Origin of the sequence: Rhizobium sp. IY2, assembly GCF_047532935.1 — a bacterium.
Classification (GTDB): Bacteria; Pseudomonadota; Alphaproteobacteria; order Rhizobiales; family Rhizobiaceae; genus Rhizobium; species Rhizobium anhuiense.
This window is the reverse complement of the sequence record NZ_JBLKNU010000007.1, coordinates 75,760-98,990: the sequence shown is the minus strand read 5'-3', so window position 1 is coordinate 98,990 and position 23,231 is coordinate 75,760. Positions and strand designations below refer to the sequence as shown.

Here is a 23,231-nt window from a genome sequence, read left to right as displayed (position 1 = left end):
ACCCGCAACCGGCCCATCCAAAATCTAACCTACAGCAGCAACCGCGGCTGGCTTTTCAGCCAAGTCTAGCGCCGACCAGCCGGCGAACGAAGCCTCTTTTCCAAGGGCCTCCTCAATACGGAGAACCTCGTTCCACTTGGCCATCCGCTCGGAGCGTGAGAACGATCCGACCTTGAGCTGCCTGGCATCCCAGCCGACCGACAGATGGGCGATCGTCACATCTTCCGTCTCACCGGATCTGGCCGAAACAATTGTCCGAAAGCCCGCTTTCTTGGCAACTGAGAGCGCGTCGAACGTCTCTGTGATCGTGCCCGCCTGGTTCGGCTTGATCAGAACCGCATTGGCGCTTTTATCCTTGATCGCTTCGGTTACCCGCGCCGCGTTCGTCACGAAGAAGTCGTCGCCGATGATTTGGCATTTGGAGCCGTAGCGAGCGGTAAACGCCTTGAATCCATCCGGATCGTCCTCAGCGAGCGGATCCTCGATAGAGACGATTGGATAGGTCTTCAACCAGCCGCCAAGCATGTCGATCATCTCGGCCGTATCGAGCTGCCGATCTTCCAACGCCAGCGAATACTTACCCTCACGACCGAATTCGGAGGCCGCAATGTCGAGCGATATGACGACTTCGCCGCCTGGCTTCAGGCCGGCGGCCTCGATCGAACGCACCAAGGCATCGAGGGCTTCTTCATTGCTGGTGAAGGCAGGCCAATAGCCTCCCTCGTCCGCCACGCCCTGGAGCTTTCCGGCACGTTTCATAATGTCGCCTGCCGCGCGGTAGACTTCAGCGGTCCACTCCAAAGCCTCCGCGAAAGTCGAGGCAGCAGGGCACATGACCATGAAATCCTGGACGTCTACCCGGCGTGCTGCATGCGCTCCACCTCCAAAAATCTGGATTTCCGGCAGTGGCATCGTAATCCCCTTGCCGGAACCCGCGAGATACCGCCAGATCGGTTGGTCGGCCGCTGCCGCTGCCGCGTGAAGCAACGCCATCGATGTTGCCACCGATGCATTTCCACCCAGTCTGCTCCGGTTCGGGGTGCCATCCAGCTCGATGATGGCATTGTCCAGCTCGGCTTGATCATTGGCATTCCGGCCAACCAGCAATTTGGCTATTTCTCCGTTGACGGCAGTGAGGGCCTTGTTGATCCCCAAGCCGGCAAAGGCGCTGCCGCCGTCACGAAGGTCGAGCGCCTCGCCGGTGCCGGTCGATGCACCAGCAGGTGCAATGGCCCGGCCGGTCGCACCGGAGGCCAGCTCGATCTCTACCTCAACGGTGGGCCTGCCACGGGAATCCCAGACGCGACGGCCCTGCACTTTTCGGATTTCGGTGTTGGTCATGTTCAGTTGGTCCACAAGGTCAGATTGAAATTGGATCATCAGGCCTCACAGGCCGTCATCATAATCCGTCAGGTCGGGGGTCCGTGCGCCAACCAGCACCACGGCGATGGTTGCCGGTTTGTCGCTCTTGTTTCGCCAGGCGTGACGCGTGCCGTTCTGTACGAAGGCGTCGAACTGGCGCAGACGGGTCTCATTGCCACCGTCGAGTTCCATCCAGATCTCGCCGTCGAGAACAATTCCATAATCGACGGTGGGCGTTTGATGTTTGCCATCCGGCTCGAAGCGTTCGGCCAAACCTGGACTGACCGCCAGATTCTCCGCGAGAGCGGCCGGACCATCGAAATCCGGAGATATAAAAACAGCATCTGGTGGGAACGTTAGCACTAGAAAGCGCGTTTCGCCGGGCTCCGGAACGAAGCTTGCGACCAGCGGAGTCGGATCGGTTCCGTTGAATGGGATGGCCGTGGAGGCGGAAGTCGACCAGATCATCCGCGACACCAATCCAGGGACCGTCCTGAATATGTCCGTGCGGGGAACGGCGCCGTCCCCAGCGAACCTGGCAGCACCCTGACTGCCGTGTTCCGTCACGACGCGCCGAAGATGTACGGGAACTCTCCCGCTGGAATTTTCAGATACCAAGATACGCCTCCCTGATGCTTGGATCATTGATGAGAACCTCCGGCGCTCCAGAGGCCGTCACGCGACCTTGCTCGATCACGTAGGCCTGATGGGCAATTTCCAGCGCCTTGTTCACGTTCTGCTCGACGAGCAGCACCGCTACGCCTCGCTCATTGATCATCTGGATGATTTTGAACATTTCCCCGACGATCAAAGGCGACAGCCCGAGCGACGGCTCGTCCATGAGAAGCACGCGCGGCTTGGCCATCAGGCCACGGCCGATCGCAACCATTTGCTGCTGCCCACCCGACAAGGAACCCGCCAATGAATCCTGGCGCTCTTTCAGGATAGGGAAAAGCTGAAATACCTCAGCGAGCGTGGCGTCGCGCTCCGTACGAGCGACCGAGCGGTACGCACCGAGCAACAGATTGTCGAGGACCGTCATCATCGTGAAGAGACGGCGCCCTTCCGGGACAACCGCAATGCCGTAATCGCAGACCCGATGGCTCGGCACCTTGGAAACATCGTTACCCTCGATAACGATCTTTCCTTTGTGCGGGCGGAGAATTCCGGCGATGGCATTGACCAGCGTGCTCTTGCCCGCCCCGTTCGGACCGACGACCGAAACGATCTCGCCTGGCTTTACACCGATGGACAGGTCCCACAGAGCAATCGCATCTCCATAACCGACCTCGATCTTATCGACCTCAAGCAGCATCACTGGCCCCCAAATATACGCTGACCACAGCCGGATCTCTCATCGTTTCGCTTGGATGCCCAAGCGCCAGAACTTTACCCTGATCCAGCACAGCGACACGGTCCGCCAAAGCGACAACCGCCCGCATGAGGTGTTCAACGAAGATGATCGTCGTACCGCCAGCCTTGATCCGCTTGATCATTTCAACCGCGTGGTCGACCTCGGCCGGATTCAAGCCACAGAGCACCTCATCGAGCAGGAGCAGACGCGGTTTTGCGGCCAGCGCTCTCGCGAATTCGACAAACTTTCGGTCATGCAGGTTCAATGCTGCGGGGAGCACGCCGGCCTTCCCAGCCAGGCCGGTAAAGGCCAGCGCCTCCCTGGTAACCGCGTCGACCGCAGCCGCGCCCATGCCATCTGCGCTACCAAATTTCGCGCAGAGCTGAACGTTTTCGAGGACCGTCAGATTATCGAACAAGCGCGGGATCTGGTACGTCCGCGCCACGCCCTGCTGCGCGATCAGATGGGGTGACCGACCGGAAATCTCCTCGCCTTCCAGTGTTATCGTACCTGAGGTCATGGCGTAGTGGCCGCTGATCATGTTGATCAGTGTGGACTTGCCGGAGCCATTCGGCCCAACCAGAGCCAGGATTTCACCCCGCCAAACGTCCAGCGTGACGCCGGTCAGGGCGCGGATACCGCCGAAGGATTTGGTAACATTCTCGCATTTGAGAAGCACCGGATCGGAACCTGCCGCGGCTAGAGGCGCGAGTTGAGTACCGGCCTGGGCAGCCGTCTCCGGTGCGCCAATTCCGCCGCGTCTGCCGGCAAAGCTGCGGATAAGGCTGGGGACGATGCCGGACGGCAGCACGAGGATTACAACGATCAGCGCAAGAGCGACGCCGGCACGGCCGAATTCCGCATGAGCGCCGCTGACGATAGCGCTCTGCAGCACGGTGATGATGACCGCGCCGATCGCAGGCCCGGCCCAATGGCGAGCACCGCCGAGAATGCTCATAAGCACCACATAGAGAGGAACGGTCACCGCAAACGTCTCGCCAACAGTGACGTAGCCTACATATACGGCGTGAATCGCACCCATTCCGCCTGCAAGTGCCGACGAAACCGCAAACGAGATCAGCTTATAACGAAATGTGGGAACGCCTTTCACCTCTGCAACGTCTTCATCGTCGTGGATTGCGAGCAAGCCCTGACCGAATTTGCTGTGAAAGATGAAGTATGACGTCGCCAGCGAAGCAAGAACCGCGATAAGCCCGAACATGTAGAGAGAGCCGGACGCCGTCACACCGATCATCGGGATTTCGATCCCCGAGAGGAATACGCCTGTGCCCGAGTCCAGCGAGGTATTTGACACAATGGCCGCGACAACGAACGTCACCGACAGCGTCAGCAGCGCGAAGAATTCACCGCGCAGAGTTCCGGAACGGAAGACAACCATGCCAATCAGAACGGCGATCGCGGCCGCCAACAGTGCTGCAGCAGGTATCGTCGCGACGAAAGGCCACGACAACTGCGTCGCCAGCGTGGCGGTTGTGTAGACGCCAATCCCGAAAAACGCGGCGTGACCAAAACTCCAGTAACCCGTATAACCGCTCAGGATGCCCCAGCTCGTTGCCAGCACGACCCAGAAGAAGATGATATACAGATAGGAAAGGTAGTAATCCGCCATTCCCAGGTAAGGCAGCAAGGCCAGGACCGCTACGATAGGCGCCGTGATCAGAAGCTTTTTCATTGTCAAATCACCGGTTTGCGCAAGAGGATGACGATGAGCACGCTGAATGCTACGAGCGGCGCCCAAGCGGGATTTACAACGGACATTGTAAGGCTCTCGGCCACGCCAATCAGCATTCCGGCGCCCAGCGCACCGATGGGGCTGCCCAATCCTCCAATGATGGCGACGGCAAATACGACCCCTATCCAGGCCTCGATTTGAGATGGTGCCAAAGTTCCGATCAGGGCGATGAAGACACCCGCGATACCCGCTGTCGCCGAGCAAAGGCCAGCCAGAATATATGACACGCGAGCAGAGTTGATGCCGAAAGCTGACGCTACGGGGGCGTCATGGGCGGCCGCACGCAGCGCCTTGCCGAGCATGGTCTTGTTCAACGCGTACCAGGCCGCTCCAGCAAGCACCCCGGCGCAAACAAAGGCGGAAAGATCCAGCACGGGCACAAAGATCGGACCGAGCCGGATGGTGGTCTGGGCATAGGGTGTTTCATAGCGCAGGAAGTCAGCCGACCAGATCCATTGGATCAGCGACTCGATCAGGATCGTGACGCCGAACGTCACCAGGAGAGACGCGAATTCCTTCACCTGAAAGCGCACGAACACGCTGTGCAGCGCAACGCCGAGCGCGAAAAACAGCGGCACGATCACCAGAACGCTCAAATATGCCGGGACGCCGTAAACGGTGCCAAACTGATAGGTCAGGTAAGCGCCAAGGAAGGCCAGCGCGAAGTGACTGAGGTTCACCAGCTTCAACAAGCCCCAGCTCAGGCTGAGGCCCATCGCCAGCAGGCCATACATCCCACCCAGCAAGACGCCACCGACAGCCGATTGCAAGAAAAGAGCAAGGGTCATCAGGATCCACGTCCTTCTGTGGATACGATGATCGGCTCCAGGAACACCAGAACATCCATACGTTATGCCTCCTCCCGTTTGCGCTAACGTTCGCACAACATTCGTCTCATAGCGAAGCCTGCCTGTCAACGGCGTTCAACAGGTTAATTCGCTGCCGAAGTTCGCTTCAGGCGCAGCGACAAGGACAGAGAAGTTCCGGAACGTAAGATCAAGCCTATGAGAAATTTGGAATTTTTATGACTACATCTCGTCGCCGAGCCGAAGCATTGGGGCGAAAATTAGATCGCATCGATTTGGCGAAATCGATTGTGATTTCGGAGTTTGACAACTGCGACGTCAGTGCTATCGTTGGCGAAAGTGATCATTCGAGCCAAGCACAATGGTAACAATTAAAGACATCGCCGCCACACTGCAAGTTTCACCCTCAACCGTGGGTCGCGCCCTTGCCGACGATCGACGCATCAGCGCCGAGATGAAGCGAAAGGTGAACGAAGCTGCAACTCAAGCGGGGTATATTGCCAATCGTGCCGCACGCATGATGCGTGGGGTTCAGAGTAATCTCGTTGGGCTGATCGTTCCAGATATCCGGAACAGCTTTTATTCAACTATTGCCCATGCTCTCTCGCGGTGCCTTCTTTCAGCGAATTACCAGCTGACCCTGTGCGAAACCGATGACGACAGAATGCACGAGCTTCGTCACATCAAGGAGCTCACAAGCGTCAACGTCGCCGGGATCATTCTGGTCCCGAGCGCAAAACCTCATCCCGATTCTGCGCGAATCCTGAAGATGACGCCTCACATCCAACTGCTGCGAAAGGCGCCGCTGCTCGGCGACCAATGGTTTGGGATTGATGACAGACGGGCACTTTACGAAAGCACTGAACATATCATCAATGAAGGTCACAAACGGATCGCTTATATCGGCGGCACGGAAGAGCTGCCCACTGGCGCAGCCCGCGTGCAGGGTTTCCGGGACGCGGTAAAGAGCTCCGGCCACACGATCACCGTTCATGAGGAACTGGGCGCGCCTTCGTCCACCGAATTCGGACGGGAGGCCGTGCGTCGCCTTCTTTCCTTAAAGGATCGACCGACGGCGGTTGTGATCGGTGCGGTACAAAACACTTCCGGAGTCATTGATGAAATACAGGATCAGGCTTTGCGCGTCCCCCACGACATTTCCGTCATCGGGTTCGGCGATGAGCTTGGGTATCGGTGGTGGGGGCCGGGACTGACGACAGTCCAGTTGCCTGTTTCGGAGTTGGCAACGGCTTGCGGGCTTTGGTTCCTGCATCATCTTCAGAACAAGGGTGACCTAAGCAAGCCCTACAGCTTCATCTCTCCGCCCCAGTTGGTCATTCGCGGCAGCACGAGCGCTCCGTGAACGCCGGCAGGATGTCGATCTCCCGCAGCAAGCCTCCGAATCAGAGAGAGGCGCCCGCCCTGCGACGTGCACCTCTCTTTGATTGGCTGCGATTCATATCCCAAGGCCGGACGCTGAAAGCTTTGGAATAATCTTGATGAGACGCCGCCAAAACTATGCGGCAAGCCGAGGCGGACGCAGCTTCCGCGCCGCCCGCTTGCTCACCGGTATCCCTCTTCAAGATCGATCTTCAGCGCGCCCATGAGGCGAACGCCGGAATTGTACCAGGCGACGTTGATTGCGAGTTCGACAAGCTGCTTCTCCGACAGGAACTTTGCGACCCCGTTCCACACTTCATCGGAAACATCAACGTTCAGCGTGGAGTCCTTGGCAAAGGCCATCACAGCCTTTTCCTGCTCGTTAAAAAGATCCGAGTTTTCGAAATTCGGAATGGCATGGAATTGCTCCTCCGTCAGGCCCGCCCTGAGGCCATGAGAGTGATGATGCTTCACTTCGTACTCGGAGTTTGTACAGTAACCGACCGTCAGGATCGCCATTTCACGCAGCTTCGGGCTGAGGTCAGCCGCCCGGACCGCATTTGCATAGGTCAGGAAATCGTTGAGGACTGCCGGAGCATTGGCGAGCGCGAGGAAGATATTTCCGGTCGGAACCTTCCTCTCCTTAAGCAGGCGCTCATTGAGTGCGGGTTGCTTCTCGGCCAGTTCGGTATTCGAGATATATTTTACTCGTGCCATTTCTCCACCTTCAGCTTGTCTTCGCAAATCTTCCTGCCCGAAGGTCGCCCGGTGCAAACCAGCTCACAGGCAAGTGCTAACGTTAGCATCAATAGCACTCGAGAACTTAAGGTCAACCGAAATCTTTGCCGTGAAAATGCAAGCCGTTTAGAAACAATCTCCGCTCGTGCGCCGCTTAATGCAGCGCAGGAACCACGGGATTCTTCAAAACACCGATACCGGGGATTTCCACCTCAAGATCGTCGCCGGGAACGATCGGCCCGACACCCGCAGGCGTACCGGTCATGATGACATCGCCGGCCAGCAATGTCATGAAGCGGCTCAAGTAAGCGACAATGTCAGCAACTGAATAGACGAGGTCTCGCGTATTCCCCGATTGTTTGACGGTGCCGTTCTGACGAAGGATGACGTCAAGGTTTGTCGGATCGAGATCTGTTATAATAGCCGGACCCATCGGCGCAAAAGTATCGTAGCCCTTACCCGTCAGCAGGCAACCGAACTTGCTCTCCTGCCGCTGTATGATGCGGTCGCTGATATCATTACCGCATGTGTAGCCGAGGACGTGTTGCAAGGCATGTTCCTTGCGAATGTGGCGTCCGCCTTTGCCTATGATGGCGACCAGTTCAGCCTCGTAGTGGACGATTTCGCCATCACTTGGATATTCAATCGCATCTCCGTTGCCGCTCGCAGCCGTGCTTGGCTTCATGAACAGCACCGGGAGCGTTGGCTGTTCTTTTCCGGACTCGTCGGTGTGCTGCCGGTAATTGTACGCGACCCCAAATATGCGAGGTCGCTCTATCGGGCATAGTATGCGGACGTCGGAAAGATAATCCATCTGCCCGGTTAGCTCGACTGCTTGGAAGGGATCGCCAGCAATCCGCTCGATCCTGCCCTCGCTTTCGACCCCGTAGTGAATTCCATCGGCTGACTGGTAGCGCACAATCTTCATCTTAGTCTCCAATTTTTGCTAACGTTAGCGCAATTGCAGAGGCTTCGTCAACGTTATCTCGCCTTACGGCTTTAACTAGATCACCCGCAATAAAACGGTTGCGACACCGTCAGTCGTTCGGGCCTTGCGACTTTCTCGCCGAACCCCTCAGTCGGCTATTGCCGAGAGATAATCCGCTCCTCGCCCCCAAGCCGGATCTCGACGAAATCCTCCATGCCGCTCAACTGTCGCACGCAGCACAAGCAGCAGAACCTCCGACAGCGGATAAGCCCACCCGCTCTGTGGACCGGCAAGTCATTCAGCATATGCTGAGCTACATCACAGCAGTTCGCTGCCCATGAGGTTAGCTGTCAGCAACACCGGATGCACGCAAAGCTCCACTGAATCCCTCGACGACGCTCTCGCTCCGTCCCGTCGCAATCCGCACATTGCAGATCAGAAACACCAAAATGGAAGGGGCACTCCTCGAAGCGCTTTCCTCCGACGGGCACGTCGTCCTAGCCTAGGCAAAAAACACTAAGACATCGGGCAATGCATGTGGATACGGTGAAGGCATGGCCGTATCAATGCGGGAGGATGAACGAAAGGAACGTTCGGCGATGCTAGCAAGAGCAGCGGGATATGCAGGGGCGGCAATCGCCGCTCTGTGGGCGGCCCGTCAACTAGACCGAATTTATTCATTCCCCGAACCGCTTGATGCTGAACTCATGAATGTTGCAAGAAATTTTGGCATTTTCATTCTGCCGGCGCTCGTTCTGCTGTTGGCAGGACCGTTCAGGATGTGGTTCGACAGATTTGCGCCGCTTTATCCCTTGGTGCTCGGCGCCGGCGTCCTCAACATCTATCTGCAGAATGATGCGCTTGCCGCCGGTCTGCCAATCATCGTGCTCGTCTATCCCTTTCTGGTAATCTTTGCGCTCGCCTATCTGTTGCGCGGGCGAGTGCCGCGGGCTTAGAAAAGCTGGACCCCCCATTCCGGTGCATCTGACAACACCCATATTTCCGGTTTGGCATCCGAATTCAAAGGGTTGCAAGAATCGAAGAAATACACTTTATGTGTGAGAATGAATCGCAAAACCACCCCTGCTAGAGAAAATGCTGCCGCCCACGGCCGGCGTAGGGATGGCCATTTTTTGTCAGCCCTGGGGTTGCGGCTGATCCGAACCTTATCGCCCCCCAATTAGCTTACCTGATCACCAGGACATGCATTCGCCTCTCCGTTCTCAGCGTGGGAGAGACACGTCCGGATAATGTTCACAAACCTCGCATCTACTTTCTCCATAAGGACATCTCGATGAAGCCCATACGCAATCTCCACATGATGATGGCAAGCGCCGCATTCCTGACGCTCGCCGGCCCGGCGCTTGCCCTTGATGGCGCCGACATGATGAAGAAGCTCAATGCCGCAACCAGTGCCGGCGGTACGGTCATCACTTTTGAGAAGGCGGATGTCGACGGCGACACGGTAACGGCGACAGGCGTCCAGGTGGGATATGCGAACCTGCCCGGCGACACGCTGAAAATCGGCGACCTCACCTTCGAGGGCGTCGAGGAAACCGAAGGCGGCGGCTACTACGCCAAGGGCGTCTCTTTCCCGGATATCGATATGAGCCAGGAGGAAGGTCGTTTTTCCGCAAAGGACATCCTGATCGTCGGCCTCACGATCCCCGCCAATGCATCAGGCGACACGCTGAACGATATCCTCCTCTATGAAACCGTCAGCACCGGCCCAATCGCTCTCAACATCAAGGGCAAGGACGTGCTTGCTATCGAGAGTATCGAGTCAAACCTCGGACGCCAGGACGGCGGCTTTGCCTATGACGCCAATGTCGCCGGCATCAAAGCCGACCTGTCGCAGGTCGAGGAGGCGAGCGCGAAGGAGGCCATCGCGAAGCTCGGGCTGACGACGCTCGACGGCACCGTGACGATGAAGGGCAACTGGGAGATCGAAAACGGCAAGGTCGCCGTCGACGAATATGCCTTCGATTTCAAGAATATCGGCCGGCTGAATTTCGCCGTCGACTTCTCCGGTTACACGCTGGGCTTCATCAAATCGCTGCAGCAGGCGGTAAAAACCGCCGAGGCCAATCCGAACAAGGAAGAGGCCAACCAGGCCGCCGGCCTTGCGATGTTGGGGCTGATGCAGCAGCTGACGTTCAACAGCGCTTCGATCCGCTTCGACGATGCCTCGATCACCAAGAAGGCACTTGACTATGCTGGCTCGCAGCAGGGCGTCACGGGCGATCAACTGGCGCAATCGCTGAAAGGTCTTGTGCCGATGATGATGGCACAGCTCAACCTACCCGAGCTGCAAAACCAGGTGTCGGCCGCCGTCAACACCTATCTCGACGGTCCGAAAAATCTGACGATCAGCGCCGCGCCGGAAAAGCCGGTTCCCTTTCCGATGATCATGGGTGCTGCCATGGGTGCACCGAACACCATTCCCTCGGTGCTCGGCGTCAAGGTCACCGCGAACGACTAGAGCAATTCCGGCAAAAGGGCGTCGCAGTTTTGCGTCCGGACTTGCGTGAAAACAAAGAGATAGAGCATTTCCGTGATTCGAAAAAAAACGGAAATGCTCTAGGATCTTTGCAGGGCGCTTTAGGAACGCCGGCTGCCGGAGGCGGGTTACTTGCCAACCTCTCTCTGGATCAGCCCCTTCAGGAATTGCTCTAGAACTCGTCGCTGCGACGCTTCACGGCGTGCTTCAGAGCTACCATATGCCTTCGCCGCTCCAGCACATAATCGGCATATCCGACGCAGATGAACAGCAATGTCGGGCCGGCGTATATGATGATCAGCGCCAATGCGATAAGGATGAATGCGGTCGTCATGGTCGTATTTTCCATCAATATTAGGCGTGCCGCATCTGAAGCGGCGAAACGGACGGAGCCTCGTCTCGACGATCCCTGTCCTTATTCCTTCAAAATTCGCCGGCCTGCTATTCGTTCCCTTCCCGATTGATTTCCATTCGTTTGGGATACCCGATTGAGCGACAATGACGAAGTTGACGGCTCGCCCCAACCTCGATCAGTCCCGTGGCCGTTCCTCCCGCATTGCCGCCGTCACGCTCTTGAGCAGCGGGCTCGGCATCAGATCCTCGAGCAAAAACGATAGCTTCGGCTTCCAGTTCGGATAGCTGTCACTGGTGCCGGGAACATTGGTCGGTCTCTTCTCGTCGGTAAGGTCGGCGAGACGGACCACGGCGAGAAGCGAGGGTGTCCTGGCGATGAAGCGATAGGCGCTCACGGTCAGTTCTCTCAGCGTCCGCTCGCTTGCTTTGGCGCGCGCGAGGCGGGCCGGCAGATCGAGGCCGGCGAGCTTGAAGGCGGCCTTCAGGTTTCTCCGTTCTCGCTTGCGGTATTCGCGATGTTTTTCGGTGAGATCGGGCGGCACGATGCCGTGGTCGGAGCGGGCCTGAATGTCGGCGCTACGCCACCAGCCGGCAAGCGTCTGATGGTCGTGGGTCGAAATGCAGGCCAAAGCGAGGACGGGATAGACGTCCGCCGGCTTGAAACCCTGTTCGTCCTGTTCATAGGAAAGAATGCGATAGGAGAGAATGTGGGCCGCCGCCAGATCCTCCTGCAATCCCTTGGGGATCAGCCCCAAATCTTCTCCAATGACCAGGCAGCGATGTTCTGCGGATAGCTCGGCGAGGATCTGCAAAAGCCGATCCTCGGGATAGCGGACAAAGGCGCCTTTGTCCGGCCTGCTGCCTAATGGCACCAGGAAGAGGCGGCGAAGCGCTGCGGCGTGGTCGATGCGAATGGCGCCCGCATATCGCATGGCAGCGCTCACCATCCGCCGGTAAGGCGACATTTCTCCTGAAGCGATTGCCGAAGGCAGGTATCCGGCGAGGTGCCAGTCCTGCCCGTCCACGGCGAAGGGATCGGGCGGGCTGCCAATTGTGGCCTTCGAGACATAGATGTCAGGCTCGCTCCATGTCGCCGAACCGTCGACCGCCTCGCCGACGGCCAGATCGAGATAGAGCCCGATCCGCAGGCCGGCCTTCCCAGCCCGGTCCGCCGCCTGCGTTAGCTGCCGATGGGCGAGCCATTGCAGCCACATGTGGAAGCGGACATCGTCCGCATGCCCACGCTCGAATTCGGCGACAGCGGCGCTGTCGAAGTGCTGGAAGTCTGCCGGCCAGCTTTGCCAGCCGGCGCCCGAGCCGCGCTCGACCATGGAAAAGGAGAGGCATTCGAAAAGCGCGTGAAGGCGCAGGCTGTCGCCGCCTTGCGCAACAAAAGCGTCGAAATCGGCCGGGTCGTATGTTTTGTCACTGACGCGGCGCTGTCGCCAGGCCGGCCAGAGATTGCGAAGGGCCTCGAGCTTGATCTCTGCTACTCCGACGTAATCGACGAGATCGGTTTGGCGAAGGCTTGCCAATTGCCGTTCGAGTTCCGGACTACAGACAAAACCCGGCAATCGGTCGACCGCGATATAGAGCGGGTTGAGATGCTGGCGGCTCGAGGGCTCATAGGGGCTGCAACGCTCGGGATCCGCGAGAAACGGCGCGTGAAGCGGGGTGAGGCCGATGAAATCGGCGCCCAGCGATCCCATGAGATCCGCCATATCGGCCAGATCCTCGAAGTCTCCTATGCCCCAGTTGCGTGCCGAACGGAGCTCGTAAAGCTGCAGGCTCACACCCCAGACCCGCGTAGCGGAAAGGAAATCCGGCAGAAATGACGTGGGAATCTTCCTGCGTGCCGGCCTAGGCTCCCGCCGCGGCGCGCCGGCCTCGTGATCGACCGCTCCCGTCACGTCGATCTTCAATGCCGAGAGGATCTTCCGCTTGGTCTCGCCCGATACCGTCACCTCCCGGTTGTCCGGACTGGGCCTGGTCGGGCTGATGCCGTGCCGGCGAGCGAGCTTGTCGAGCTCAGCGGATTTCATCGTTCGATCGCCTTCCTGTCAGCCCGCCCTCACGCTTCGCTGATGCTCCACATCACCGTCCACGGCGCGAGATTATCGCCGTCGCTGCCGCCGAGACGGAAGATCGTCTCAGTGTCGTCCTGCTGCAAGGAGAGCGGCACCGCCTCGTTGCCGAGATTGGCGCGCAGATGAAGACGCCGGTTTTGCGCCAGGGTCCAATCCACCGCGAGCGCGCTTCCGGCTGAGCGATAGACCGCCTTTCCGGCGCCGGCGCCTTTCAGCAAGGGCACGATCCTTCGGTGCCGGAGCCCGAGAAGCGTCCTGTAAAAATCAAGAACATCGGAGGAAGCGCATTTCGACCAATCCAGCTTGGCGGCGGCAAAGGTCGATGGCGCCGTCGGGTCGAGAAGATCGTCTGCGTCGAAGCCCGGCAGACGCGACAGCTCCTCGCGGCGGCCTCTTCTGACCTTCTCGTTCAGATGCTCGTCGAAATCGCAGAAGAAGGGGAAAGGCTCTCTGGCGCCCCATTCCTCGCCCATGAACAGCATCGGGATCTCGGGCGCCAGCAGGTAGATTGAAGTAACGGCCTTGACGGCATCCGCCGGGCTCGAAGCCAGAATCCGGTCCCCCAGCGCCCTGTTGCCGATCTGGTCGTGGTTCTGGATGAAGGAGATGAAAGCGGTGGGCGGCAGGTGACCGCTCGGCCTGCCGCGGCTTCCGCCGCGATAGGGCATATGCTCTCCCTGAAACACGAAGCCTTCCGCCAGCGCCCGGCCGAGCTTGCCGGGGTCTTCGGCATAATCGGCATAATAGCCGAAGGTTTCGCCCGTGGCGGTGATGTGCAGCACATGGTGCACGTCGTCGTTCCATTGTGCGGTGAAGAGGCTCGCCTCGCCGTTTTCGTCACGCGACAACAACTCGCTGTCGTTTTCCTCGTTTTCGACGATCAGGTGAATATGCCGACCGACCGCCGCCGCCCTGACGCGGCGGGCAAGCGCGTGAAGCAGATGCTCGGCGCTGTCGTCCTTGATGGCATGGACGGCATCGAAGCGGAAACCATCGAGCCTGAATTCGGTGATCCAGTAGAGGGCATTCTGAATGATGAATTCACGGATCATCGCCGATCCGTCGCCGTCGTAATTGACGCCGTGGCCCCAGGGCGTCTTGTGGTGGTCGGTAAAGAGCGGCGCGTAGGAAGGGATAAAATTGCCGTCCGGTCCGAAGTGATTGTAGACCACATCCAGGAAAACCGAGATGCCGCGCGCATGCGCTGCGTCCACCAGCGCCATGAAATCTTCCGGACGGCCATAACTGTTGTCCGGAGCGTAAGGAAGCACGCCGTCATAGCCCCAGCCGTAGCGGCCCGGGAATTCGCCGACCGGCATGATTTGCAACGCCGTGACGCCCAATTGTTGCAGATGGTCGAGACGCTCGATCGCCGCCCTGAAACTGCCCCCAGGCGTGAAGCAGCCTATATGCATCTCATAGATGACCATCTCCTCCCAGGGGCGGCCCGCCCAGGCATCCGTCTTCCAGCGATAGGTGGCAAGGTCGATCACTTCGCTCGGACCGTGCGCATCCTGCGGCTGAAACCGCGAGGCGGGGTCCGGAACTTCGGAGCCGTCCGGCAGGACAAAGCGATAAAGCGTACCGGCATGGGCTTGCGCGACGGTGCAGCGGTGCCAGCCATCCTCAGCTGCCTGCATTGGGCGCAGGCCAGCGCCTTCGAGTTTCAGCGACACGCTTTCATGCAAGGGAGCCCAGAGGCGAAACAGAATGCCCTCTTCGGTGAATGCGGGGCCGAACGTCATTTTGGTCAAGGGAAAGCCTTCGATGAAATTGGGATGGGATTTGGGTAACTTTTGCCGGAGCAAAAAGTTTCGTCCGCAAGCGGACGCACGAAAGCGGCCGCTGTCACCAGGATGGCCGGGCCGGTCGCCTTACGCTTGGATCGTCAGGCCGCCGCGACTTTGCCTGAGAGCGCCTGGTCCATGGCCGCCTGGAGTTGCTCCTGCGTGAATGGCTTCTTCATCCGCAGCATCCGGCCGAGGCCATGGTCTTCGGAAAACTCGGCATAGCCAGAGGCAAGGATGATCGGCAGGCCTGGAAAGGAAGAGCGAAGGTGACGCGCAAGCTCCGCGCCCGTCATACCCGGCATGGCATGATCGGTGATGACGAGATCGCAATCCTGTCCGCCGGCAAAGAATTCCAAAGCCTGGGACGCGGAAGACGCTTCCTGCGGCAGGTGCCCGAGATCCTCCAGCATCGCTACGGTTCCCGTCCTGACCAGCGCGTCGTCGTCGACGACGAGAATGGCAAGCGGCCGAGACGAGGGTTTCAACGGCTCCGTCGCCGGAGGCTCGACGGCAGGCAACACCTTGACGAAGGTTTCGGCGACGGGCAGCCACAGGCATATGGTCGTGCCCTTGCCCCTTACGCTCGATATCTGGATCGAGCCGCCGGATTGCGCCGCCAGGCCATGAACCATCGACAGGCCGAGACCAGTGCCCTTGCCGACCCCTTTGGTGGTGAAAAACGGTTCGGCAGCACGCGAGACCGTTGCCTCGTCCATTCCCTCGCCATCATCCGACACCGATATCCTGATGTAATTCCCGCCCGCGAGGCTGGCCGGCCGGCTCTCTTCGGCCGCCGCGGCAACCGTCACGGCGCCGCCACTTTCGAGTGCGTCCCGGGCATTGACGAACAGATTGAGCAGCGCCAGTTCCAGCTGGTTGCTGTCGACCAGCAGGGGCGCGAGATCCGCCGGGATGCTTTTGCGGATTTCGATGCGCGGCCCCACCGCCTTGGCGAGGAGATCCTCGACGTTTTCGAATAGCCTGAGGAAATCCACCGCCTGCGGCTTGAGCTCCTGGCGGCGCGCGAAGGCAAGCAGGCGCTGGGTCAGTGCCGTGCCGCGCTCGGCCGCCTGGATCGCGTTCGTCACCAAGCGTTCGCTGCGTTCATCCGGCGGAAGCCGTTTCTTCAGAAGATTGAGGCTGCCGAGAACCGCCATCAGGAGGTTGTTGAAGTCGTGGGCGACGCCACCCGTGAGGTGACCGATCGTGTCGAGCTTCTGCGCCTCGAACAGCTGTGCGAGCGCCTCCTCGCGCTCCCGTGTCCGTTGATCGATCCGATGTTCGAGCTCTTCGTTGAGTTCACGCAACTGCGCTGCCGAAGCCTCGAGCTCGGCGGTACGCTGATGAACGCGGGCCTCCAGCTCGGCGTTCAGGCGTTCGAGCTCCCGCGTCTTCCTGTAGAGATCGGCAAAGACCCGCACCTTGGCTCTCAGCACCTCCGGGACGATCGGGACGGAGACGTAGTCGACCGCGCCCACCGCATAGCCACGCAGCCGATCCGGTTCGGCGAGCATGACGGCGGAGACGAAGATGATCGGCGTGTTCTGATAGCGCGGATGCTGCCGGATCATGCTAACGAGCTCGAACCCGTCCTGTTCAGGCATGCAGACATCGACGAGGATCACCGCGATTTCGGTGCGCAACAGGTGCTCGAAGGCCTCGCGGGCGGATTGCGCCTTTATGAGGTTTTCTTCGAGTTCTTCGAGAATGACCTCGTAACTCAGGAGCTTGGCCGGCTGGTCGTCGACGAGGAGGATGTTGACGGGGTTCATGGCCAGATCCTCAACGATGCAGCCACATACGAAGAGCCGACAGAAGCTGTTCGGTATTGACCGGCTTCGCCAGGTAGTCCGAGGCGCCCGCTTCCAGGCATTTCTCGCGGTCGCCCTTCATCGCCTTGGCCGTCAGCGCCAGGATCGGCAGCCGCCGGAACCGGGGTTCCGAACGGATGACCTGCATCGTCTCATAGCCGTCCATTCCAGGCATCATGATGTCCATCAGCACGATCGCGACAGAGGGTTCGTTGTTGATGACGTCGATGGCTTCGCTGCCGGTCGTCGCGGTCAGCACCTTCATTCCCCGGCGTTCGAGGACACTGCTCAAGGCGAAGATGTTGCGGGCATCGTCATCGACGAGCAGGACGGTTTCACCGACCAGATCCTCATCCGAGCTGTGCAAATCCCGCAGAGTTGCCTGCTTTGCGGCCGGCAGGTCGGCGACGACCCGGTGCAGGAACAAGGCCGTCTCATCCAGAAGGCGCTCAGGCGACTCGACGCCCTTGACCACGACGCTGCGGGCCATGCTGTGCAGCGTCGCGTCTTCCTCGGCGGAAAGCTCCCGGCCGGTGAACACGACCACCGGCACCTCGCCGATCTCGGCGTCGTCGCGAATCTGCTCCAGCACGTCGAAGCCGGACATGTCGGGAAGGGAAAGGTCGAGCACCACGCAGTCGGCGGCATTATGCCGAAGGACGGCGAGAGCCTCCGATCCGGAGCCGACGCTGGTGATATCGATGTCGTCATGTCCGAGAAGGGCGGTGACGCTCAGACGCTCGGCCTCGTTGTCTTCCACGAGCAGCAGATGCTTGCGGCGCGGCTGCGCATAGGCCTTCAATCGCGACAGCGCCTTGCCAAGCCCTTCCGGCGTCGTCGGCTTGCTCATGAACGCGAAGGCGCCGCGGGTCAGACCATGCTGGCGATCCTCGTCGAGGCTGATGATCTGGACTGGAATATGCCGCGTCTGCGGATTCTGCTTGAGCTGGCTGAGTACGGTCCAGCCAAGCATGTCGGGCAGGAAGATGTCGAGCGAGATCGCCGCCGGCCTGTAGTCGTGGGCGAGTGCGAGCGCATCGCTGCCGCGCATCGCCACCAGAACCTTGAAGCCGTTGTCGCGGGCGAGATCCACCAGGACGCGAGCATAATGCGCATCGTCCTCGACGACGAGCAGCACCGAGTCGCCGGCTGCTATCTGGTGGCGATCGTCTTCGACATGTTCGGCAGGTTTTTCGGCCCGGCGGCTGGCGGCCGCTTCGGCGAATTCCACGACATTTGCCGGCGGAACGGACTTCGGCGCAACCGCGCCGGCGCCGACATAGGTGAGCGGCAAGTAAAGGACGAAGGTGCTGCCAACCCCGGGCGTGCTGCGCAGCTGGATCTCACCGCCGAGGAGGTTTGCCAGTTCGCGGCTGATCGCCAGGCCGAGGCCCGTGCCGCCATATTTGCGGCTCGTCGAAGCATCCGCCTGCTGGAAGGCCTCGAAAATGATGCGCTGCTTTTCAGGCGGTATGCCGATGCCGGTATCGACGACTTCGAAGGCGATCACCGAAGGCGCGTGCTTGAGCGAGGGATGATCGGACGACCAGCCGCTCGTTGCCGCAGCGACGCGAAGCGTCACGCCGCCCTGCGCGGTGAACTTGAAGGCATTCGACAGCAGGTTCTTGAGGATCTGCTGCAACCGCTTCGAATCCGTGATGAGGCTCTTTGCGACATCGGCGCCGACATCGACTGCGAAAGACAGGTTGCGGTTTTCGGCCTCGTGCCGGAATGGCCGCGCCATCATCTCGAGCAGATTGCTGACGAAGATCTCCTCGGCATCGACCGAGACCGTTCCGGACTCGATCTTCGACAGGTCGAGAATGTCGCTGATGAGGTTCAGCAGATCGGTGCCCGCGCCGTGGATCGTCTTGGCGAACTCGACCTGTTTTCCCGACAGGTTGCCATCCGGATTTTCTCCCAGCTGCTGGCCGAGGATGAGGATCGAATTCAAAGGTGTGCGCAGCTCATGCGACATGTTGGCGAGAAATTCGGATTTGTACTTCGACGTCAGCGCGAGCTCGGTTGCCTTTTCCTCCAGCGCGCGCCGGGCCTGCTCGATCTCCTGGTTCTTCGCCTCGACTTCGACGTTGCGTTCCTCCAGCTGTTGCGCCTTCTGCCCAAGCTGCTCGTTGGTCTGCTGCAACTCGCGCTGCTGCGTCTGAAGCTCGGCGGCAAGCTGCTGGGACTGTTTGAGCAGGCCTTCGGTCTGCATGGTCGCTTCGATGGAGTTGAGGACGATGCCGATCGATGTCGTCAGCTGGTCGAGGAAGGACAGCTGCAGCTCAGTGAATTCGCCGGCGGAGGCAAGCTCGATGACCGCCTTCACCTGCCCCTCGAAATGCACCGGCAGCACGATGGCGCTTCTCGGCAGGGTGGTGAACACCCCGGAACTGATTGGAACGACGTTATCGGGAAGGTCGGTGACCAGGATGCGGCGGGCGTCGCTGGCGCATTGCCCGACAAGTCCCTGGCCGAATTCGAGCCGGGCCGGATGCGCCGCCTCGACCCCTTGCGCATAGACGGAGAGCAGCGACAAGACCGGCTGCCGCTCGTCGGCATCCACCTGGTAGATGACCCCCTGATGGGCGCCGACCAGAGGTGCTAGCTCCGAAAGCAGCATCTTGCCGACCAGCGTCAGGTCGCGCTGGCCCTGCAGCATATTGGTGAAGCGCGCCAAATTGGTCTTCAGCCAGTCCTGCTCGGTGTTGCGCTCTGTGGTCAGGCGCAAATTGTCGATCATCGTGTTGATGTTGTCCTTGAGTTCGGCCACTTCGCCACGCGCGTCGACCTTGATCGAGCGCGTCAGGTCGCCCTTGGTGACGGCGGTCGCCACTTCGGCAATGGCGCGCACCTGCGTCGTCAGGTTGGCGGCCAGCAGGTTGACGTTGCCGGTCAAGTCCTTCCAGGTGCCTGCTGTGCCCGGAACATTCGCCTGACCGCCGAGGCGGCCTTCCACGCCGACCTCACGCGCCACCGTGGTCACCTGATCGGCAAAGGTCGCAAGCGTGTTGGTCATGTTGTTGATGGTTTCGGCAAGGGCGGCCACCTCGCCCTTGGATGCGACGGTGAGATTCTGCTTGAGGTCGCCGTTCGCCACCGCCGTCACCACCTTGACGATGCCGCGGACCTGCTCGGTCAGGTTGGCGGCCATGACGTTGACGGTGTCGGTCAGGTCCTTCCAGGTGCCGGCGACACCCGGCACCTGCGCCTGGCCGCCAAGCTTGCCTTCGGTGCCAACCTCGCGGGCAACACGCGTCACTTCGCCGGCGAAAGCATTGAGCTGGTCCACCATCGTATTGATGGTGTTCTTCAGTTCGAGAATTTCCCCCTTCACGTCGACGGTGATCTTGCGCGACAGGTCGCCGCGCGCCACGGCCGTCGTCACTTCGGCGATGTTTCGAACCTGGGTCGTCAGATTGGCGGCAAGCAGGTTGACGTTGTCGGTGAGGTCCTTCCAGGTGCCGGCGACGCCGGGAACGACGGCCTGGCCGCCGAGCCTGCCATCGGTACCGACTTCGCGGGCGACACGCGTCACTTCGCCGGCAAAGGAGCGAAGCTGATCGACCATGGTATTCAAAGTATCCTTCAGGAGCAGGATTTCGCCGCGCACGTCGACGGTGATCTTGCGCGACAGGTCGCCATTGGCGATCGCGGTCGCGACCTCGGCGATGTTGCGCACCTGCGCCGTCAGGTTGCCGGCCATCGAGTTGACGCTGTCGGTCAAGTCTTTCCAGGTGCCGGCGACACCGGAGACCTGCGCCTGGCCGCCAAGCTTGCCTTCGGTGCCGACTTCGCGCGCCACACGCGTCACTTCGCCGGCGAAGGCGTTCAGCTGATCGACCATCGTGTTGATGGTATTCTTCAGTTCGAGGATTTCCCCTTTCACGTCGACGGTGATCTTGCGCGACAGGTCGCCGCGCGCCACGGCGGTCGTGACTTCGGCGATGTTGCGCACCTGGCCGGTGAGGTTGGAGGCCATGGAATTGACGTTTTCGGTGAGGTCCTTCCAGGTGCCGGCGACGCCCGGCACCTGCGCCTGACCGCCGAGCTTGCCTTCGGTGCCGACCTCGCGCGCGACGCGCGTGACTTCGGAGGCAAACCGGTTCAGCTGATCGACCATGGTGTTCAGCGTTTCCTTGAGCTCGAGGATTTCCCCCGAGACCGACACCGTGATTTTCTTCGACAGGTCGCCATTGGCGATCGCGGTCGAGACTTCGGCAATGTTGCGCACCTGTGCCGTCAGATTGCCCGCCATGGAATTGACGCTGTCGGTCAGGTCTTTCCAGGTGCCGGCGACGCCAAGCACGTTCGCCTGGCCGCCAAGCCGCCCTTCCGTGCCGACTTCGCGCGCCACGCGCGTCACCTCGCCGGCAAAGCCGTTGAGCTGGTCGACCATGGTGTTGATGGTCTCCTTCAGTTCGAGGATTTCCCCCGACACGGTGACGGTGATCTTCTTGGAAAGGTCTCCCTGGGCGACGGCGGTCGCGACTTCGGCGATGTTGCGCACCTGTCCCGTCAGGTTGGAGGCCATGGAATTGACGCTGTCGGTCAGATCCTTCCAGGTGCCGGCGACGCCGCGCACATTGGCCTGGCCGCCAAGTCGCCCTTCCGTTCCCACTTCGCGGGCCACACGTGTCACTTCCGAAGCGAAGGCGTTCAGCTGGTCGACCATCGTATTGATGGTTTCCTTCAATTCGAGAATCTCGCCCTTCACGTCGACGGTGATCTTCTTCGACAGATCGCCATTGGCGATCGCGGTCGAGACCTCGGCGATGTTGCGGACCTGCGCCGTCAGGTTGCCGCCCATCGAGTTGACGTTTTCGGTCAGATCCTTCCAGGTGCCGGCGACGCCGCGCACATTGGCCTGGCCGCCGAGCCGGCCTTCCGTACCCACTTCGCGGGCCACGCGGGTCACTTCCGAAGCGAAGGCGTTCAGCTGATCGACCATCGTGTTGATGGTCTCCTTCAGCTCGAGGATTTCGCCTGACACCGTCACGGTGATCTTCTTCGACAGGTCGCCATTGGCGATCGCGGTCGAGACCTCAGCAATGTTGCGCACCTGTGCCGTCAGGTTCGAGGCCATGGAATTGACGTTGTCGGTCAAGTCCTTCCAGGTGCCGGCCACGCCCGGCACCTGCGCCTGGCCGCCGAGCCGCCCCTCGGTGCCGACTTCACGCGCCACACGCGTCACTTCGCCGGCAAAGCCGTTGAGCTGGTCGACCATCGTGTTGATGGTTTCCTTCAGTTCCAGGATTTCACCCGAGACGTCGACGGTGATCTTGCGCGACAGGTCGCCGCGCGCCACGGCAGTGGTCACCTGGGCGATGTTGCGCACCTGGGCCGTGAGGTTGCCGCACATGGCGTTGACGCTGTCGGTCAGATCCTTCCAGGTGCCGGCCACACCCGGCACCAGCGCCTGTCCGCCAAGCTTGCCTTCGGTGCCGACTTCGCGGGCGACGCGCGTCACCTCCGAGGCGAAGGACCTGAGCTGGTCGACCATCGTGTTGATCGCTTCTTTCAGTTGCAGGATTTCGCCGCGCACGTCGACGGTGATCTTCTTGGAGAGGTCGCCATTGGCAACGGCGATCGTCACCTCAGCGATGTTGCGCACCTGCGCCGTCAGGTTCGACGCCATCGAGTTCACGCTTTCGGTGAGGTCCTTCCAGACACCCGTCACTTCGGGCACCTGCGCCTGTCCGCCGAGCTTTCCGTCCGTGCCGACCTCACGGGCAACGCGCGTCACTTCCGATGTGAAGACGCTCAGCTGCTTGATCATCGTGTTGACGATATCGGCCGAGCGCAGGAATTCGCCTTTGAGCGCCCGCCCGTCGACATCAAGCGGCACGGTCTGCAACAGGTCGCCCTTGGCAACGGCCGTGATCGTCCGGGTCACGGCCGTCGTCGGCCACAGGAGATCGTCGATCAGGCCGTTGATCGATCCTTCCATCTCTGACCAGGAACCATCAGACAGGCCGAAGCGCACGCGCGTGCTCGTTCGCCCGTCCCGGCCGACGACCTGACCCACATGTTCGAGCTGCTGGGCCATGCGTTGATTGGCGGCAATGATGTCGTTGAGAGCGTCGGCGACCTTGCCGGTGACGCCTGTGAGATCCGACCGCATCCGCACGGAAAAATCGCCGCGCCTGACTGCGACAAGGACCTCCAGAAGCGCGCTGGCGTCGTCGAACGCCATCGTCTTGTGGTCGTGCCCATTGATGCTGTCCGGCGTGACGCTATCCCGCGAAAATTCACTGGCTTGATTACTCACGAAAATCCCCCCTGTTCGACTGGAGATAATTTAGTGCTCGAGTGGAAAAAGGGTATGGCCGGACCGCGCGGTTGTACAGACCGATATGTCCTGCCGT

The 23,231-nt window shown here is 60.3% G+C and carries 15 protein-coding genes; 3 read left to right on the top strand and 12 right to left on the bottom strand.

The genetic code is table 11. From position 1 onward, the window contains the following. Positions 1–24: 24 nt before the first annotated feature. The 5 genes from eno to ACMUVN_RS21300 form a co-directional block, all read right to left on the bottom strand. On the bottom strand, positions 25–1,341 hold the full coding sequence (gene eno, locus ACMUVN_RS21320; protein ID WP_047618945.1) for a phosphopyruvate hydratase: 1,317 nt from the start codon (positions 1,339–1,341) through the stop codon (positions 25–27). A 45-nt stretch (positions 1,342–1,386) separates the two neighbouring features. After that, complete coding sequence (locus ACMUVN_RS21315; RefSeq protein ID WP_245294526.1) at positions 1,387–1,830, bottom strand: cupin domain-containing protein; 444 nt, start codon at positions 1,828–1,830, stop codon at positions 1,387–1,389. Positions 1,831–1,969: 139 nt separating this feature from the next. Continuing rightward, entirely contained in the window at positions 1,970–2,677 is a 708-nt protein-coding gene (locus ACMUVN_RS21310; RefSeq protein ID WP_047618937.1) for an ABC transporter ATP-binding protein, read from the bottom strand. Then, the gene (locus tag ACMUVN_RS21305) at positions 2,667–4,409 is read right to left on the bottom strand and encodes a branched-chain amino acid ABC transporter ATP-binding protein/permease (RefSeq protein ID WP_132574983.1); all 1,743 of its coding nucleotides are present in this window, start codon (positions 4,407–4,409) and stop codon (positions 2,667–2,669) included. Before ACMUVN_RS21305 ends, ACMUVN_RS21310 begins: the two co-directional genes overlap by 11 nt. A 2-nt stretch (positions 4,410–4,411) precedes the next feature. Next, complete coding sequence (locus ACMUVN_RS21300; protein WP_176707320.1) at positions 4,412–5,257, bottom strand: branched-chain amino acid ABC transporter permease; 846 nt, start codon at positions 5,255–5,257, stop codon at positions 4,412–4,414. A 379-nt stretch (positions 5,258–5,636) separates the two neighbouring features. On the opposite strand from ACMUVN_RS21300, the gene ACMUVN_RS21295 reads away from it, so the two are divergent. After that, positions 5,637–6,638, top strand: a complete 1,002-nt coding sequence (locus ACMUVN_RS21295) for a LacI family DNA-binding transcriptional regulator (RefSeq protein WP_047618932.1) — start codon at positions 5,637–5,639, stop codon at positions 6,636–6,638. A 200-nt stretch (positions 6,639–6,838) separates the two neighbouring features. Here the strand turns inward: ACMUVN_RS21295 and ACMUVN_RS21290 are convergent, their stop codons facing one another. Continuing rightward, positions 6,839–7,429, bottom strand: a complete 591-nt coding sequence (locus tag ACMUVN_RS21290; protein ID WP_245294525.1) for a carboxymuconolactone decarboxylase family protein — start codon at positions 7,427–7,429, stop codon at positions 6,839–6,841. 118 nt (positions 7,430–7,547) lie between these two features. After that, complete coding sequence (locus ACMUVN_RS21285; protein ID WP_132574985.1) at positions 7,548–8,321, bottom strand: fumarylacetoacetate hydrolase family protein; 774 nt, start codon at positions 8,319–8,321, stop codon at positions 7,548–7,550. 554 nt (positions 8,322–8,875) lie between these two features. Here ACMUVN_RS21285 and ACMUVN_RS21280 point away from each other — a divergent pair. Continuing rightward, on the top strand, positions 8,876–9,277 hold the full coding sequence (locus ACMUVN_RS21280; protein WP_246740094.1) for a hypothetical protein: 402 nt from the start codon (positions 8,876–8,878) through the stop codon (positions 9,275–9,277). Between the two features lie 338 nt (positions 9,278–9,615). Then, positions 9,616–10,803 (top strand): hypothetical protein, encoded by a 1,188-nt coding sequence (locus ACMUVN_RS21275; RefSeq protein WP_132574987.1) that lies wholly within the window; start codon positions 9,616–9,618, stop codon positions 10,801–10,803. 190 nt (positions 10,804–10,993) lie between these two features. Here ACMUVN_RS21275 and ACMUVN_RS21270 read toward each other — a convergent pair whose 3' ends face one another. The 5 genes from ACMUVN_RS21270 to ACMUVN_RS21250 all read right to left on the bottom strand — a co-directional run bounded on the left by ACMUVN_RS21270 (position 10,994) and on the right by ACMUVN_RS21250 (position 23,134). Then, positions 10,994–11,155, bottom strand: a complete 162-nt coding sequence (locus ACMUVN_RS21270) for a hypothetical protein (RefSeq protein ID WP_164735950.1) — start codon at positions 11,153–11,155, stop codon at positions 10,994–10,996. Positions 11,156–11,351: 196 nt separating this feature from the next. Continuing rightward, complete coding sequence (gene malQ, locus ACMUVN_RS21265; RefSeq protein WP_414815437.1) at positions 11,352–13,217, bottom strand: 4-alpha-glucanotransferase; 1,866 nt, start codon at positions 13,215–13,217, stop codon at positions 11,352–11,354. Between the two features lie 29 nt (positions 13,218–13,246). After that, positions 13,247–15,016 (bottom strand): malto-oligosyltrehalose trehalohydrolase, encoded by a 1,770-nt coding sequence (gene treZ / locus ACMUVN_RS21260; protein WP_132574989.1) that lies wholly within the window; start codon positions 15,014–15,016, stop codon positions 13,247–13,249. Between the two features lie 134 nt (positions 15,017–15,150). Beyond that, on the bottom strand, positions 15,151–16,824 hold the full coding sequence (locus tag ACMUVN_RS21255; RefSeq protein ID WP_047618922.1) for a response regulator: 1,674 nt from the start codon (positions 16,822–16,824) through the stop codon (positions 15,151–15,153). A gap of 10 nt (positions 16,825–16,834) precedes the next feature. After that, positions 16,835–23,134: a HAMP domain-containing protein gene (locus tag ACMUVN_RS21250; RefSeq protein ID WP_132574991.1), complete on the bottom strand. Its 6,300-nt coding sequence runs from the start codon at positions 23,132–23,134 to the stop codon at positions 16,835–16,837. Positions 23,135–23,231 lie beyond the last annotated feature (97 nt).

Bases quoted from the DNA above. Each gene is read 5' to 3' on its own strand.
- eno (WP_047618945.1), bottom strand. From the start codon at position 1,341: ATGACCAACACCGAAATCCGAAAAGTGCAGGGCCGTCGCGTCTGGGAT.
- ACMUVN_RS21315 (WP_245294526.1), bottom strand. From the start codon at position 1,830: ATGATCTGGTCGACTTCCGCCTCCACGGCCATCCCATTCAACGGAACC.
- ACMUVN_RS21310 (WP_047618937.1), bottom strand. From the start codon at position 2,677: ATGCTGCTTGAGGTCGATAAGATCGAGGTCGGTTATGGAGATGCGATT.
- ACMUVN_RS21305 (WP_132574983.1), bottom strand. From the start codon at position 4,409: ATGAAAAAGCTTCTGATCACGGCGCCTATCGTAGCGGTCCTGGCCTTG.
- ACMUVN_RS21300 (WP_176707320.1), bottom strand. From the start codon at position 5,257: ATGACCCTTGCTCTTTTCTTGCAATCGGCTGTCGGTGGCGTCTTGCTG.
- ACMUVN_RS21295 (WP_047618932.1), top strand. From the start codon at position 5,637: ATGGTAACAATTAAAGACATCGCCGCCACACTGCAAGTTTCACCCTCA.
- ACMUVN_RS21285 (WP_132574985.1), bottom strand. From the start codon at position 8,321: ATGAAGATTGTGCGCTACCAGTCAGCCGATGGAATTCACTACGGGGTC.
- ACMUVN_RS21280 (WP_246740094.1), top strand. From the start codon at position 8,876: ATGGCCGTATCAATGCGGGAGGATGAACGAAAGGAACGTTCGGCGATG.
- ACMUVN_RS21275 (WP_132574987.1), top strand. From the start codon at position 9,616: ATGAAGCCCATACGCAATCTCCACATGATGATGGCAAGCGCCGCATTC.
- ACMUVN_RS21270 (WP_164735950.1), bottom strand. From the start codon at position 11,155: ATGACGACCGCATTCATCCTTATCGCATTGGCGCTGATCATCATATAC.
- malQ (WP_414815437.1), bottom strand. From the start codon at position 13,217: ATGAAATCCGCTGAGCTCGACAAGCTCGCTCGCCGGCACGGCATCAGC.
- ACMUVN_RS21255 (WP_047618922.1), bottom strand. From the start codon at position 16,824: ATGAACCCCGTCAACATCCTCCTCGTCGACGACCAGCCGGCCAAGCTC.